This is a genomic window from Bartonella vinsonii subsp. arupensis OK-94-513 (genome assembly GCF_000278235.1).
Taxonomy (GTDB): Bacteria; Pseudomonadota; Alphaproteobacteria; order Rhizobiales; family Rhizobiaceae; genus Bartonella; species Bartonella arupensis.
In genome coordinates, this window is the sequence record NZ_JH725037.1 from 844,302 (window position 1) to 859,057 (window position 14,756).

Annotated in this window: 10 protein-coding genes and 1 tRNA gene; 5 read left to right on the forward strand and 6 right to left on the reverse strand. The window is 37.4% G+C overall.

The annotated features are described in order from the left end of the window. Nucleotides 1-242 precede the first annotated feature (242 nt). Nucleotides 243-1,484, forward strand: a complete 1,242-nt coding sequence (locus tag ME1_RS03645; protein WP_004863363.1) for an MFS transporter — start codon at nt 243-245, stop codon at nt 1,482-1,484. 158 nt (nt 1,485-1,642) lie between these two features. On the opposite strand, the gene carA is transcribed toward ME1_RS03645, so the two are convergent. From carA to ME1_RS03670, 5 genes are all read right to left on the reverse strand, one after another. After that, nucleotides 1,643-2,839 carry a glutamine-hydrolyzing carbamoyl-phosphate synthase small subunit gene (gene carA / locus ME1_RS03650; protein WP_004863365.1) on the reverse strand — a complete coding sequence of 399 codons (1,197 nt, stop codon included), beginning with the start codon at nt 2,837-2,839 and terminating at the stop codon, nt 1,643-1,645. 545 nt (nt 2,840-3,384) lie between these two features. After that, nucleotides 3,385-3,903: a chorismate lyase gene (gene ubiC, locus ME1_RS03655; protein ID WP_004863370.1), complete on the reverse strand. Its 519-nt coding sequence runs from the start codon at nt 3,901-3,903 to the stop codon at nt 3,385-3,387. 679 nt (nt 3,904-4,582) lie between these two features. Further along, entirely contained in the window at nt 4,583-4,834 is a 252-nt protein-coding gene (locus ME1_RS03660) for a GlsB/YeaQ/YmgE family stress response membrane protein (RefSeq protein WP_004863373.1), read from the reverse strand. Between the two features lie 619 nt (nt 4,835-5,453). Further along, nucleotides 5,454-7,151, reverse strand: a complete 1,698-nt coding sequence (locus ME1_RS03665) for a Na/Pi cotransporter family protein (RefSeq protein ID WP_004863374.1) — start codon at nt 7,149-7,151, stop codon at nt 5,454-5,456. A 70-nt stretch (nt 7,152-7,221) separates the two neighbouring features. Beyond that, nucleotides 7,222-8,439, reverse strand: coding sequence for a mechanosensitive ion channel family protein (locus tag ME1_RS03670; RefSeq protein ID WP_004863378.1), 1,218 nt, complete (start codon nt 8,437-8,439; stop codon nt 7,222-7,224). Between the two features lie 134 nt (nt 8,440-8,573). Here ME1_RS03670 and dnaG point away from each other — a divergent pair, with 134 nt between their 5' ends. The 3 genes from dnaG (at nt 8,574) to ME1_RS03685 (ending at nt 13,697) form a co-directional block, all read left to right on the forward strand. After that, nucleotides 8,574-10,511 carry a DNA primase gene (gene dnaG / locus ME1_RS03675; RefSeq protein WP_004863382.1) on the forward strand — a complete coding sequence of 646 codons (1,938 nt, stop codon included), beginning with the start codon at nt 8,574-8,576 and terminating at the stop codon, nt 10,509-10,511. 349 nt (nt 10,512-10,860) lie between these two features. Continuing rightward, nucleotides 10,861-12,876: an RNA polymerase sigma factor RpoD gene (rpoD, locus tag ME1_RS03680; protein WP_004863386.1), complete on the forward strand. Its 2,016-nt coding sequence runs from the start codon at nt 10,861-10,863 to the stop codon at nt 12,874-12,876. Between the two features lie 359 nt (nt 12,877-13,235). Then, entirely contained in the window at nt 13,236-13,697 is a 462-nt protein-coding gene (locus ME1_RS03685; protein ID WP_004863391.1) for a YcgN family cysteine cluster protein, read from the forward strand. Between the two features lie 38 nt (nt 13,698-13,735). Here the strand turns inward: ME1_RS03685 and ME1_RS03690 are convergent, their stop codons facing one another. After that, on the reverse strand, nt 13,736-14,473 hold the full coding sequence (locus tag ME1_RS03690) for an SIMPL domain-containing protein (protein ID WP_004863393.1): 738 nt from the start codon (nt 14,471-14,473) through the stop codon (nt 13,736-13,738). 174 nt (nt 14,474-14,647) lie between these two features. Between ME1_RS03690 and ME1_RS03695 the strand changes: the two genes are divergently transcribed. Further along, nucleotides 14,648-14,724 (forward strand) — tRNA-Ile (locus ME1_RS03695). The last annotated feature ends 32 nt before the right edge of the window (nt 14,725-14,756 follow it).

The following is a 14,756-nucleotide window of genomic DNA, read 5'->3' on the forward strand; positions in this document are numbered from 1 at the left end:
TTAATAATGCTATTTTTGTTTGAAGAAGATTATAGACAGATGGTTATGGTGTAATTTATATTTACTTCATTGTAAATAATGGTTTTTTGACAGAAATATATTTAGTGTTGTGTGTATGCTCTAAACTAAGAGTTTGTGTTATTTTCTGCTTTTTTGAAAATTTTTACTTTAATTATCGTTGTTGTGAAAACAAGTTAACTTATGTAATAAGTTCTTAATAGTAGGTAGGTTTGAAAGATTGTATGGAAAGCAATTTACATGCTATGAGCAACCAAAATCTCGATCAAAAATTTATCCATCACGGGCTTATTTTAGTTTTTATTACTTTATTACTGGATATTATTGGTATCGCAATCATTAGTCCTATTTTGCCTGAATATTTTTCTCAGTTGACGGGAAAGAATATCAGTGAAGCCTCTGTGGAAGGGGGAGGATTATTTGTAGCTTATTCAGCAATGCAATTTTTATTTGCTCCGGTCATTGGCAATCTCTCTGATCGTTATGGCCGCCGTCCTATTTTGCTTATTTCTATTATCAGTTTTGCTCTTTATAACCTGATATGTGCTATAGCGTGGAGCTATTCTATGTTGTTTATTGGGCGCCTTTTGTCAGGGATGAGTAGTGCTAGTTTTGCAATTTGTACAGCTTATCTTGCTGATATATCTGATGAGAGGACTCGTACCCGCAATTTTGGTCTGTTAGGAATTGCATCTGGGTTGGGATTTATTTTAGGTTCATTCATTGGAGGTTTTTTAGGTCAATTTGGTCCGCGTATTCCGTTTTATTTTGCTGCTGGTTTTTCACTTATGAATTTTATTTTTGCATGGGTTATGCTTCCAGAAACGCTTCCTATGTGGAATAGACGCTCTTTTGATATTAAACGAGCCAATCCTTTAGGTGCTCTTTTACAGCTCAGACAATATCCAAAAGTTCTCTGGATGTTGTTGGTTTTTTTTCTTTATTGGCTTGCGGAATCTATATGGCCGAGCATTTGGGCGTTTGTTGCTAAAGAACGTTACGATTGGAGCACGTTGTCTATTGGATTGTCTTATAGTGTTTTCGGCATAGGACAGATTATTGTCGTAGCGCTTATTCTGCCTTATTTTTCTAAGCGTTGGAGCAATTGGCATATTGTAATGTTGGGTCTTCTGTTTGCATTGGCTGCTATGTTTGGCTACACATTTGCAACACAAGGTTGGATGGTTTATGCAGTTTTTTCATGTACTATGCTTGAATATCTTGTTCATGCACCTATGCGCGCTATTGCTTCAGAACAGGTGCCGGCGAATGCACAAGGAGAATTGCAGGGGGCGATGACATCTGTTGTTTCATTGAGCTCAATATTCGGACCTATTTTTTATATGCTTCTCTTCGAATATTTTACACATGAAGGTACGGTGTTTTATTTTTCTGGTGCTCCTTTTATGGGGAGCTTTTGTGTGCTTGTTATTACGACGATAATTTTTGCTTTACGGGTACGATAATTTTTTGAATTTCTGATTGATAAGTATATTTTCTCAATATCTATAAAAATACAACTCATGCGTTCTAAGAGCAGATTACGCTTTCTAAAAAATAATAGACTTTAGCAAAGTAAAAGCGTGCGATTTAAGAGAGAAAATCTAAAAGAAAACTACTTTAATTAAGCTATTTTTTTATAATCCATAATAAGATCACAGAAATGTTGAAAGAGGTAGTGACTATCTTGTGGACCAGGGGAAGCTTCGGGATGATATTGAACAGAAAAAATCGGTTTTCCAATAATTCGAATTCCACAGTTTGTGCCATCAAAGAGAGAAATATGTGTTTCTTGGACATGCTGTGGTAAAGAGGTAGCATCTACGGCAAAACCATGGTTCATTGATACAATTTCAACTTTTCCAGTGTTAAGGTCTTTAACAGGATGATTAGCGCCATGATGGCCTTGGTGCATTTTTATGGTTTTTGCACCAAGAGTGAGAGCTAAAAGTTGATGACCAAGGCATATACCGAAAAGTGGCAAATTATGATCAATCAATGTTTTAATAGTTGGAACGGCGTATTGTGCTGTTGCTGCTGGATCACCTGGACCGTTAGAAAGAAATATACCATCAGGGTTCATTGCTAAAATTTCTTCTGCACTCGTATGTGCAGGCACGATAGTAATACGCGCATTTTGTGTCGCCATAAGGCGAAGAATATTACGCTTAATGCCATAGTCGATTGCAATGATATGAAGATTGTGCACACTGTTTGTATGATATCCTTTATTCCATATCCATGGCTTTTCATTCCATTGCCCTAATGCTTTAGATGAGACTTCTTTCGCAAGGTCAAGATTGATGAGCCCTAGCCATTTTTTTGCACGCTTCTGCAAAGAAGGGATATCAAAACGCCCATGAGGATCATGTGCGATGACAGCATTTTGTGCACCTTTTTCTCGAATAAGAATGGTGAGTGCGCGTGTATCAATACCGCAAAGTGCGATAATTTTACGTGTTTTGAGCCATTGATGTAGGTTTTCATGTGCACGATAGTTGGAGGGACGTGTAATGTCTGCTTTGAAAAGAGCACCGACGGCACCATGACAGTCGAGGGGAGTGAGATCTTCAATATCTTCACTATTTGTCCCTACATTTCCTATATGAGGAAAAGTGAAATTAACAATTTGTTGCGTATATGATGGGTCTGTAAGAATTTCCTCATAGCCTGTTATGGCGGTGTTAAAACACACTTCACCTTCAGCAATACCTGTAGCACCTACTCCTTTACCTTCAATAACTGTTCCATCAGCTAATACTAAGAGGGCTGTAGGTTTTCTTACACTCCAAGGATCGCGAGATGGGATAGTTTGTGTCATAGTGTGCATCCACAATTGCTTCTGAAAGATATAATAATGACCAACACCGCGCAAAAGCATAACAGCTTTTATGTATATTGTTCACAATGTTGTGCTTGAGGTAGAGAGTATAGGTATATTCTATAAGGAGGTAAAGTCTTGTTTTTGATTTTTTCTAAAATCCTGTATTCATTGTTTTTTCACGTGTTGTAAAATGTAGAAAGACTGTTGAGAAGCGGTTTTTCTCCTTGGATAGAATGAGATAAATTTGTGTTGTTTGATTGATTGACGCAACACACTTAAATGTTGCTTTGAAGGTGCAAAATAGCGGGCGTTTTGCTGTACTTTGGTTGAATATATGCTGCGCGATACAGTGTATCTGAAAGTGTTTTTTCACCAGTGGTTTTTACATGACATAGGGGATAATAAGCAACAGTTTTCGGGAAAACTTACGACAAAAGGAATACTTTAAAAGAAAAAAGGAATGTTTCTTGTGTTAATGAGTCAATAAGATATCTGTCATTTATTTTACGTTATATTCTTCTTTAAGATATTGCTTCTTTTATTTATGTAAGATTTGTTGTGTAAAGCGGTGAAGCTGTTAAAAACAGTTCGGTTAGCAACAATGGTTTGTTTGTTAATCGCAAACGGGAACGGCGTGCCCACAGTGCATCTTGTTGTCCAATATGAATGTAATCGCGGGTTAATTTTCCACTGTTAAATAAGTAGTGACCCAATGGTGTAGTGCCCAAATGCATGAGTGCTTGATTATGTTCTAAGAGAGTTTCTTGGGGAATTACAGTGCGTCCAAGAAGCCAAGGTTGATTGTCTCCCATCAGTATAACTTCGCGTAACCAGTAACGTGAGCTAACAGGGAGATGTTTAGCTTCTTCTTTTAGTTTATCCCGTGTAATGAAACATTCACGTTGTGGTTCGACACGTATGCAGGTGCAATAGTTTTTTAATCGGAGCGTCATCGAGTTTGCTTCCATAAGCCAATCACGAATATTCTCTGGTATTGATGGATCTTGATCAGATAGCCATTTGAGAGGGGGCAAGATGGAGTCGTTTGGTTTAGAAATCATTTCACTCCATATTTAAAACCGTATTCCATACGCTATGCTAGGTGATAAAAACAGATTTCTCCATTGTAATATAGAAATGCAAAGGCAGCAAGATTTTAAATGAAAAGATATAAAGGAACAAATTTATAATGGGCGAAGGGCAAAAAGAGGATACGCAGAAGATAAATAACGTATTACGATTTAAATAAAGCGCTATCGCACAATACACTACGGACACTACGGAATTTTTGATAGCAATGGTAAATTGGAAAAAACATTTAGTACCTTAAAATTCGTGTATAGTAATAGTGCAGATTAGTATCTAGTTCTTACCAGATTTTTGAGTATAGGCATAGTATTTGAGCAATCAGATATTAAATAGTATTTTGAACGCGAATTGTAAAAAATGAAACGAGCATAGTACTGCAATAAAATAACAGCATCATCTCTACTCCTATAAATACTTGTAGCTATTGATAGGGGATGGTAAATACAAGTCTTTGCCGTTTTTCATTTAACGACACAATAATAGTGGTTCCAAACGGACGAGCTGGTGCTCAAAAAAATGGTGATGCGAAAAGATTGCTGTTTAAGCATCTAAGCACCACCCCACCAACAGCTATAATTTAAAACTATGGTAGAAATACTACAATTATTTTATTGAGCACCAAAAGATGCTTTTAGAAAAATGAAAAAATATTTATGGGCGAATTTTTCTTCCTATCCATATGAGAATGCAGGCTCCTATAAAACCTGAAATAAGATAGCCAAGCCAACCAGCAAAGCTCACGCCTAAAAGGCCAAAAATAAAGCTCGCTAATGCGGCTCCAATAATTCCTAGGATAATGTTTAGAAACACCCCTGTCTGGCTTTTCATAAGATACTGTGCAGCCCAACCTGCAAGACCACCGATAATAATAGCTGCAATCCAGCCGATGTTTGCGTCTTCCATTTATATTCTCCTTTGCCTGAATCTAAACTGTTAGTTCTAACTAGGGTAAGCTTCGTAAAGGTCAAGGCACCCTGATGCCTAGAGAAAGGATACTGCTGTTGGAAATTTTATTATACTTTTACTTCGCTATTTTTTTCAACTCATGCGAATATTTTATGTGTGCAGTATTATATCCATAAAATCACAAATACACATCACTATTCCAATAATACAAAAAAATGATAAAGCATGCAACTATTTTATGTAAAAATGTATTAAAAAAGTACTTTTATAGTATAAAAGCGTATTTATAAGTATATTTTTGCCAATTCTTATAACAATTTTGGGAAAAATTAAAATTATATGACTAAAATAATGAGAAAATGAATATTAAAAAAGCTTGCTAATAGGATATCAATGACGCTTGAAATGATGTTATTTAATTCTTCACAAAATCTTGTATAGATTGAACCTGTAAAAACATTACCATTATTGTAATCCGGTGGATATTTCCATTTCTCATGGCGCGTTTTTTCTTGATGTTATGAAAAGGTGCACTTTTGATAAGAGTGTTTGATTTGACTAAGACATTTGAATTTTAAATTTCATGATCGATGTGATTAGTATCGTTCAAACATTCTCAAAGTGAAGATTTAGCTGTTTTTTGTTCTATAGGATTGCGTAGGCGGGAACTTTGAAGAAGTCCTTGTGCTTCTAAAATGGGGTAGATCATTGAGGTTAAAAGGGAATTAATCTGTTTTAAATCGCGTACAGTGTCAAGATGAAGACTCGATGACTCTATATTTGTGAGATCACCTTCACGAAGGCGTTTAAAATGCTTCAAACTCATCTCTTTTTCTAAATTTCGAAGCTGATCTTTTTTCTGCACTAATAAATGCGCGGTGTGTGTATCACGTGAGACAAGAACATTAAATGCGATATGCGCATTTGCTAGAACAATAGCGTGGAAACGAAGAAGGTCATTCCATCCCTCATTGCTAAATTGTAAATTTTTTTGTTGCTTCTTTTTAACCAGCATAAGCATATTATGAATGATAATATCTCCTGCTTGATCCAATTTTATACAAGCACCTAGAAGTTCTTGTGTTTGAAGAGCTTCTTCATCAGACAATTTTTGTCCAGCTAATCGTGCGAGATAAAGTTTGATTGCGATATGTTTTTTATCCAATATGGTATTCAGCTGGTTGAGTTCACGGATGATGTCGGGATCAGGTTTCTCATAAAGTCCCATGATTTTTTCTAGCATAATATCCACAAGATCACAAATATGGATGACCTCACGCATAACATTAGAAAGTGCTAAAGTTGGGCGTTCAAGAACGCTATCATCAAGAGCTGTTTGATCAGATAAATTAAATGCTTTATCGCTTTGTGTTTTTTTTGTGCTTACCTGAACAATTTTAGTGGTTAGTTTTAAAACCCATTTCGAGAGTGGTATTCCAGCGAGGAGAATAAAAACATTAAAAATAATATGAGCGTTGATAACTTGAGTAGAGGGATCATTCCCAAACCATGTGATTGGTGGTTGAAAGGAAAGAAATAAAATAAGAGCAAGGATTGAACCAGCGCCCCGCATAAGTAAATTCCCTAAGGGAACGAGGCGGGTATTAGGGGAGGCGTTGCGTGTTAAAAGCGGTGCTATAAGAGAAGAACCAAAATTAACGCCAAGAACCATGATAACACAGAGTTGAGCATGGATGAGATCATAATTGGCAAAATTGATCAGCAAAATGATTCCAGCAATGGATGAATGCAAGAGATAAGTTAACGTGGCTGCCAACAAAAAGGTAGAAACAGGATCAGTTGAAAGATAGCGAATGATGCTAGGTAAAATAGCGCTATCACGTAAAGGTTCAGTCGCTTCACTTATCATTTGTAAAGACAAAATTAAAAGGCCAATACCAATGACAATACGTCCTATTTGACGCCACTCACGTTTTTCAGTTGTCATAAAAATACAGGTGCCAATTAAAAGACATAGTGGGACAACAATAGTGAGGTCATAGGAGAGAATTTTAACAACGAGTGCCGATCCTAATTCTCCTCCACGCACAGCCATAAGCCCTGCTAATCCAGAGACAAAACCAGATTCTACAAAAGAACCAACAAGGAGTGTTATTGCTGTAGAGCTTTGTAAAATCATTGCTGTAAAAAGTCCAAAACTGACAGCAAACAATGGTTTGGAAATAATGTAGCGCATTTTGTATTTAAGTCTATCACCATAGGCACGTTCAACACCTGTACGTACCATGCGTGTAGCCCAAAGAAGTAAAGAAATAGCACCTGCAAGATGAAGGAGTACCAGTGAACCATTCATGATACTTTTTCTTTCTCTGTTGTTATAAATAGGGTTGATTTAAAAAATTGATGAACTGAAGTTTATCATTTTATTTTTCTTTCGCTACTAAGACATGACGAAAATCATAGCCACTTGGATTTTGAAAAATTTTTAAACCAAAACTAGGAAGAATGGAATAAAGATGGTCAAAAATATCAGCTTGAATTTGTTCATATTCTAGCCAAGCAGTTGTATTGGTAAAGCAATAGATTTCCAAGGGCAAGCCATTTGGTGTAGGAGGTAATTGTCGTGCCATCAGGGTCATGTTTTGTTCGATATTTAAATGGTTTTTTAAATATGCAAAAACATAAGCACGGAAAGTTCCAATGTTGGTTAAACGGCGGGTATTGGCTAAGACGTCGTGATTTTTATCTAATTGCGTGTTCCATTCATGGATTTCTGGTATTTTTTGTGTGAAATAATTTTCTAACAAATTAAAGCGGGAAAGATATTTTTGTTCTTCTTCTGTATGGAAACGGATGCTTGATTGATCAATAAACAGGGAGCGTTTAATGCGTCTTCCTCCTGCTTCTTCCATTCCACGCCAATTCTTAAAAGGGTCTGTCACCAGTTTACGGATAGGCACGGTCGTAATTGTTTTATCAAAATTCTGAACTTTGACAGTATGGAGTGCAATTTCAGTGACATCGCCATCTACATCCAGACTGGGGATTTGAATCCAATCGCCGACACGGACCATATCGGTAGATGAAATTTGGATTCCTGCAATGAGAGAAAGGAGTGTATCTTGGAAAATCAACATCAAGACAGCGGCCATTGCACCAAGACTGGATAAAAGAATAAGAGGTGAACGGTCAATTAATGTTGCTACCATGAGAATTGCAGCCACAGTAAAAAGCGCAATTTTAGCGATTTGAATATAACCTTTTATTGGTTTTAACCGCGCTGTTGGCTGTTGTTCATAGAGGATATTAATAACATTAAGGAGAGAAGAAATTGCAAGAACAGCAAAAAGAATAATGAAGGCATTGGAGACATTCTCTATAACGGTGCTAAATGTATCAGGGAGTGTCGGAATAAAATTAATTCCGATTGAGAGAATAAAGGCTGCGACAATATTCGCTATGTACCCAATGGTGTACTCAATATCAGCGCTTGTATTTTTAGGAAGAAAAGAAGAAAGCCGTTTTACTCCATGAGAGAGAAGGTTTCGTGCTAAAAAATTGACTAAAAGTGCAATGATGATAAGAATAATAAGCCAAACAATAGATTCTAGCAAAGGATATTGAACAAGAAATTTGATCACTTTTTCACTCTCCGTTTCTGAAAATATGCGGTTGAACTTTTAATTTTTTTTAAACCGCTTAAGAGGAAGTATTGGAATTATGCTTCAAAGTCGTTAAATATGCAAAAAAGAATTTTAAAACTCTGTGAGAGATAATGCGCTTTCCGCCTGATTTCCTTGATGATCTCCGCACCAGATTACCAATTTCAACAGTTATTGGCCAAAGGGTGGTCTTTGATCCCCAGAAAAGCAAGCCTTCGCGAGGAGATTTTTGGTGTTGTTGCCCATTTCATGGGGAGAAAACACCAAGTTTTCATTGTGATGATCGTAAAGGTCGTTATTACTGTTTTGGCTGTGGTGTGAGTGGTGATATTTTTACTTTTCTGTGTGAGCTTGATGGATTGCATTTTTCAGAAAGTGTCGAGCGTTTGGCTGATCTTGCAGGGATAAAATTACCTCTTTTTGATCCACAAAGTCACAAACGTCAGATGGAAAAGGCTGATCTTTATGATGTTATGAGAATGGCTACGGATTTTTTTCAACGTAGCTTACACGACAAAGGTGGTATGCAGGCGCGTCATTATCTTGAAGCACGTGGTGTGACGCCAGAGCTTGTAGAGCGTTTTCGAATTGGCTTTGCTCCAATGAGGCGTACAGCTTTGAAAGAAGCTTTAAGCACGCGTGGTATTTCAATAAAACAAATGGAAGATTGTGGACTTCTCAAATTGGGTGAAGATGAGACGGTTTCCTATGATCGTTTTAGAAATCGTATTATATTTCCGATTGAAGATTTACGTGGACGTGTGGTGGCTTTTGGAGGGCGTGCGTTAGAGAAAGATACGCCTGCAAAATATCTCAATAGTCCTGAAACAGTGTTATTTCATAAAGGAAATATGCTTTACAATGCAGCAGCAGCTCGCAAAAATAGTCGCTTGGTTGGTGATAAAAAAAATCATTCACTCCTTGTTGTCGAAGGTTATATGGATGTGATTGCGTTGACTAAAGCTGGTTTTGAAGGAGTTGTGGCGCCTTTGGGAACAGCATTAACGGAAGCACAAATTGCGCTTTTATGGCAAATGGGAACTGATCCCATTTTATGTTTTGATGGAGATGATGCTGGTTTAAAAGCTGCTTTTCGTGTTGCTGATCGTGTGCTTCCTCTTTTAAAGGCAGGCGTTTCGGTGCGCTTTGTTTTGTTGCCACAAGGGAAAGATCCCGATGAAATTATTGCTGCTGGTGGTGCACAACTTTTTTCTTCTTTTTTGCAAAAAGCAATTCCATTGATTGAGCTTTTGTGGTGGCGTGCTGCTTATGGAAAAAACTTTGAAACTCCAGAGGAACGGGCGGCACTAGAAAAACAACTGAAACAGCAAATTTTTACAATTAAGGATGAAGATATACGTCGTTATTATTTACAGGATATAAAGAAACGGCTTTTTGATTTTTTTCGTTCTTCTTTTTCGAAAAAGAAAGGCACGGGGAGACATCATCAGTATTCCCAAAATAAAATCTTTAAAGAACAATCTTTTTCTGTTTTGGCAAACTCCGATATAGTGCGCAATTCCTCACAATCTATTCCTCTGCGTGAAGCCGTTATTTTATTGATTTTAGCTTATTATCCTGAGTTATGGTATGAAAATTTTGAAGTTCTTGCCGAGTTGGAGTTAAAAAATACACAATTAGTGTGTTTTCATCAATCAATGTTAGAAATTCTTGGAAATCAGCAGCTTCATGATAAAGAGACAATGGTTGCTCTCTTAGAAGAAAAAGGACAAAAAGCTCTTTTAGAGCGTATGAAACATCTTGTACAACATGTTGGTATGGGTACGGTCTTTATTGGAGCTCCTCTAGAAGATGCTCGTGCTATATTAAAACAGGCCATCTACTTGCATCTTCAAGAACACCACCTACATAAGAGGTTACAAGATATTGAAGAGCAACTCGTAGAAAATCCTAAGAGTGAGGTTTTTGATCTGCTTCGTGAGATACAAAATGAGCTGCAACAGATGCAAGCGACAGAAGCATTAATTGAAGGATTTGGAAGTTGGTTGGATGAAAAAAGAGACGGGAATAACCAAGATTTGATAAAATGATTCGCTTTTTTGATGCGAATCTGTCACCTAAGGCTTAAGATGAGGAAGTTTATGTAGAGCGACATTTTTGTAAAGAATGACGACAGAATTTTAGGAAAAGCGGGAAATTGGTTCTTACTATATGCTACTATATGCTGCAGAGATTATCTCAGAAAGGCTGAGAGGTGTCGGGGAAACTTCTAGAGTTTTCCCGCATTTTTGTGTGAATGAAGCGCGTATACAAAATGTATTCTTTCCAATAGTAATCTCCTTTAAGAGGAAGTATATATAAGAAACTATTGATACGTTAGGTGAGAACGCAAAAAGCTGGTCACGTGGAAGCTGTGGAGTGATCAAGTGGAGTTATGGTATGGCAACAAAGGTTAAACAGAAAGATAATGTGGAAGTAATAAACCAAGCGAGTTTGGATAGCCCTCTTCTTGATTTTTCTGATGATGCCATCAAGAAAATGGTTAAAATCGCTAAAAAAAATGGTTATGTGACGATGGATGAATTGAATGCAGTTCTTCCTTCTGAAGAAGTTACTTCCGAACAAATTGAAGATATCTTGGCGATGTTTTCCGAAATGGGTGTTAATGTTGTGGACGATGAAGATGAGGTCGATTCTGAACACGACGAGGAAGAAGTCACGGTAGAGGGGGGAGATTTAGTAGAGGCCTCTAGTCACGCAATTGCAACGACAACCAATAAGCGTGAAGTAACAGATCGTACGGATGATCCCGTGCGTATGTATTTGCGTGAGATGGGAGCTGTTGAACTGCTTTCACGGGAAGGTGAAATTGCTATTGCGAAGCGTATTGAAGCAGGGCGTGAGACAATGATTGCCGGTCTTTGTGAGAGTCCTTTGACTTTTCAAGCCCTTATTATTTGGCGTGAGGAACTGAAAGAGCAGCGTATTCTTCTTCGTGAAATTATTGATCTCGAAATGACTTATGCTGGTCCAGAGGCAAAGCAGGCTCCTATTGTTGAACGAAGTGAAGTTGATAAGATAAGAGAGGAAAAGACCTCTTCTGCTATGCGTAATATGGAGGGGATTGCGGGAGAGAGGGGTGTTGAGGAGGATGATGAAGAAGATGATGACGAGGTTAACTTGTCGCTTGCTGCAATGAAAAATGAACTTTGTCCTCAAGTCATGGAAACATTGGATTTTATTGCGCAAACCTATGTAAAATTACGGAAATTACAAGATCAACATGTTGAAAGCAGTTTGGCAGAGCGTAAAGAGGGCGCTCTTTCACCTTCTCAGAAGAAAAAATATATTCAATTAAAGGGTGAGTTGATTCAAGCAGTAAAATCCCTTTCTTTGAACCAAAATCGTATCGAATCTTTGGTTGAACAGCTTTATGACATCAATAAGAGACTGATTCATAATGAGGGTAAGCTGAAACGGATTGCCAATAGTTATGGCGTTGGTCATGAGGATTTTTTAAAAGAATATCAAGGGCGTGAGTTGGATGCTGATTGGATAAATTATATTGCGACTTTGCCAGGATCTGGTTGGAAAGAATTTTCAAGGCGTGAAGCGAAAGAAATTCAAAGGCTGCGGAGCGAAATACAAAATCTTGCGCAAGAAACGGCTATTTCGATTGGCGAATTTCGTCGCATTGTTACTCAAGTGCAGAAAGGTGAACGCGAATCAACCATTGCTAAAAAAGAAATGGTAGAGGCTAATCTCCGTCTTGTGATTTCAATTGCGAAAAAGTATACTAATCGTGGTTTGCAGTTTCTTGATCTTATCCAAGAAGGCAATATCGGTTTGATGAAAGCGGTCGATAAGTTTGAATATCGGCGTGGATACAAGTTTTCAACGTATGCAACATGGTGGATTCGTCAGGCAATTACCCGTTCAATTGCTGATCAAGCGCGTACTATTCGTATCCCTGTTCATATGATTGAAACAATTAATAAAATTGTTCGCACTTCGCGTCAGATTCTCCATGAAATTGGACGAGAGCCCACACCAGAAGAATTGTCGAGCAAACTTTCTATGCCGTTAGAAAAAGTGCGAAAAGTTCTTAAAATTGCAAAAGAACCTATTTCACTTGAAACACCTGTTGGTGATGAAGATGATTCTCATTTGGGTGATTTTATTGAGGATAGAAATGCATTATTGCCGATTGATGCAGCTATTCAGGCGAATCTGCGGGATACAACAACGCGCGTTCTTGCTTCATTAACACCTCGTGAAGAACGCGTTTTGCGAATGCGTTTTGGTATAGGGATGAATACTGATCATACGTTGGAAGAAGTTGGTCAACAATTTTCAGTGACAAGAGAACGTATTCGTCAGATTGAAGCAAAGGCTCTTCGTAAATTAAAGCATCCTAGCCGTTCACGCAAATTGCGTAGCTTTCTCGATTCTTAAGAAGGGAGGAGCATTTTCAAAAATGTATCTTCTCTTGATGAATGAAGATAAAACGCATATAGCGTAGTTCTTCTGATGTTTTTTAAAAGGTGAAAATTAGTTGCTGAGTAATCTATAAAAAACTCTCAGTGTTCAATATTTCTTCGGGCTTTGATATTTGTGCTTTAATCTATAAAAACAACAGATACGTGGTGTGGAATTATAGAGTAATTTCTCAAAGGAATGAGCAGTATTTTGGTATATTCCTGCGTGTAGCCAATAAATTTTTTAAGGAAAAATTGATAAAATTGTAAGGATTCAATTTTATTTCTTTTACTTTTGATAGATTTTTTTCTTTCAAAAAGATATGATCAATTTATATGAGTAAAGAAATCCCCTTTTGGAAAGTAAAAAAATTAGAAGAAATTTCCATTTCTGAGTGGGAGAGTCTCTGCGATGGCTGTGGACGTTGTTGTTTACACAAAGTAGAAGATGATGATACTGGAGATATCTATGCAACCAGTGTCGCCTGTCGTCTTTTAGACGGGGAGACTTGTCGATGCCGAAACTATGTTCACCGTAAATCAATCGTTCCAGATTGTATATCTTTAGATGTTGCAACGGTTAAAACAGCACGTTGGCTTCCAAAAAGTTGTGCGTATCGCCTGATTAATGAAGGAAAAGATCTTCAATGGTGGCATCCACTAGTGTCAGGAAATTGGCAGACAGTACATCAAACGCAGTTTTCTGCACGTGGACAAATAGAAATTTACGACGATGAATTATTGAGTGAAGAAACTTACCTCCATCATATCACCGGACTTCTCTGTGAAGGTGAGTGATATGATTGTTTCACGCAATAGTCTATGACGTATATGATTTAGTCTATAGCAAATACTACTGTAACGCTAACGTTATAACCTAACTCGCCCCCTGAAAAATTCGTATCGGCGTAACTTGCATGTGCTGCACTGCTCATCAGGCGTGGTTTTGGATAATAATTGTCATTATTTTCATTGATTTCAATGATTTTTCCTAATTTTAAATTTGCTGCTTGTGCTATAGTTTCGGCTTTTTCAATGGCTTCAGTGATAGCCTTTTTACGTGCTTCTTGATACAATGGTTTTGTATCGGCATTGGTAAAGGTAATACCATTTACTGAGTTAACACCCAGTGCCATTGCTTGATCAAATATTTTACCAGCATTAGAAAGGTCACGAATACGCACTGTTAAAGAATTGGAAACATGATAAAGTTTTTCATGATTCTTTTTGTCATGAGGTTTATCAGGGCTAGATTGATAAATGGATAAGCCTGATGTTTGCAAATCATTTGCTTGGATTCCATTGTCTTTAAAAGTGTTTACAATATCATTCATAGATTTATTATTGTCAGCTAATGCTTTTTGGGCAGTTTTATCCTCTGTAACAACGGCTAGATTGATAATTGCCATATCTGGTGCTGCTTGGCTTTCACCAGTTGCTGTAACTGTAATCGTTGCGTTTTTCATTTTACTTTCTTCAGCGTGTATGGGAAGTGAACTGGTTATCAGTGCGAGTGCTACCATAGCTATTCTGACGCTATAATGATTTAGCGGTTGGAAAGTTGTTTTTTTCATATCTGCTCCTTTAATATTTATCAACTTACGACTTTCTCATTTTTGGAAGTTTTTGTAAAGAAATTAGGGCGCTAGAGAAAAAAACCGATAGATAAAAAGAAAAAGATGGGTTATAATTTTAAATAGGCCCTTGTGTCATAGGGTATTTTAGTTTAGAGAAAATCAGTCTTTGTGGGGCCTGTAGCTCAATTGGTTAGAGCCAGCGGCTCATAACCGCTTGGTTGGGGGTTCGAGTCCCTCCGGGCCCACCACTAAATAAACAGAATATAAAGAAGTTTTGAGG

Coding starts and splice junctions, on each gene's coding strand:
- dnaG (WP_004863382.1), top strand. CDS start 8,574: ATGCGCTTTCCGCCTGATTTCCTTGATGATCTCCGCACCAGATTACCA.
- ME1_RS03665 (WP_004863374.1), bottom strand. CDS start 7,151: ATGAATGGTTCACTGGTACTCCTTCATCTTGCAGGTGCTATTTCTTTA.
- ME1_RS03660 (WP_004863373.1), bottom strand. CDS start 4,834: ATGGAAGACGCAAACATCGGCTGGATTGCAGCTATTATTATCGGTGGT.
- ME1_RS03690 (WP_004863393.1), bottom strand. CDS start 14,473: ATGAAAAAAACAACTTTCCAACCGCTAAATCATTATAGCGTCAGAATA.
- ME1_RS03645 (WP_004863363.1), top strand. CDS start 243: ATGGAAAGCAATTTACATGCTATGAGCAACCAAAATCTCGATCAAAAA.
- ME1_RS03685 (WP_004863391.1), top strand. CDS start 13,236: ATGAGTAAAGAAATCCCCTTTTGGAAAGTAAAAAAATTAGAAGAAATT.
- rpoD (WP_004863386.1), top strand. CDS start 10,861: ATGGCAACAAAGGTTAAACAGAAAGATAATGTGGAAGTAATAAACCAA.
- carA (WP_004863365.1), bottom strand. CDS start 2,839: ATGACACAAACTATCCCATCTCGCGATCCTTGGAGTGTAAGAAAACCT.
- ubiC (WP_004863370.1), bottom strand. CDS start 3,903: ATGATTTCTAAACCAAACGACTCCATCTTGCCCCCTCTCAAATGGCTA.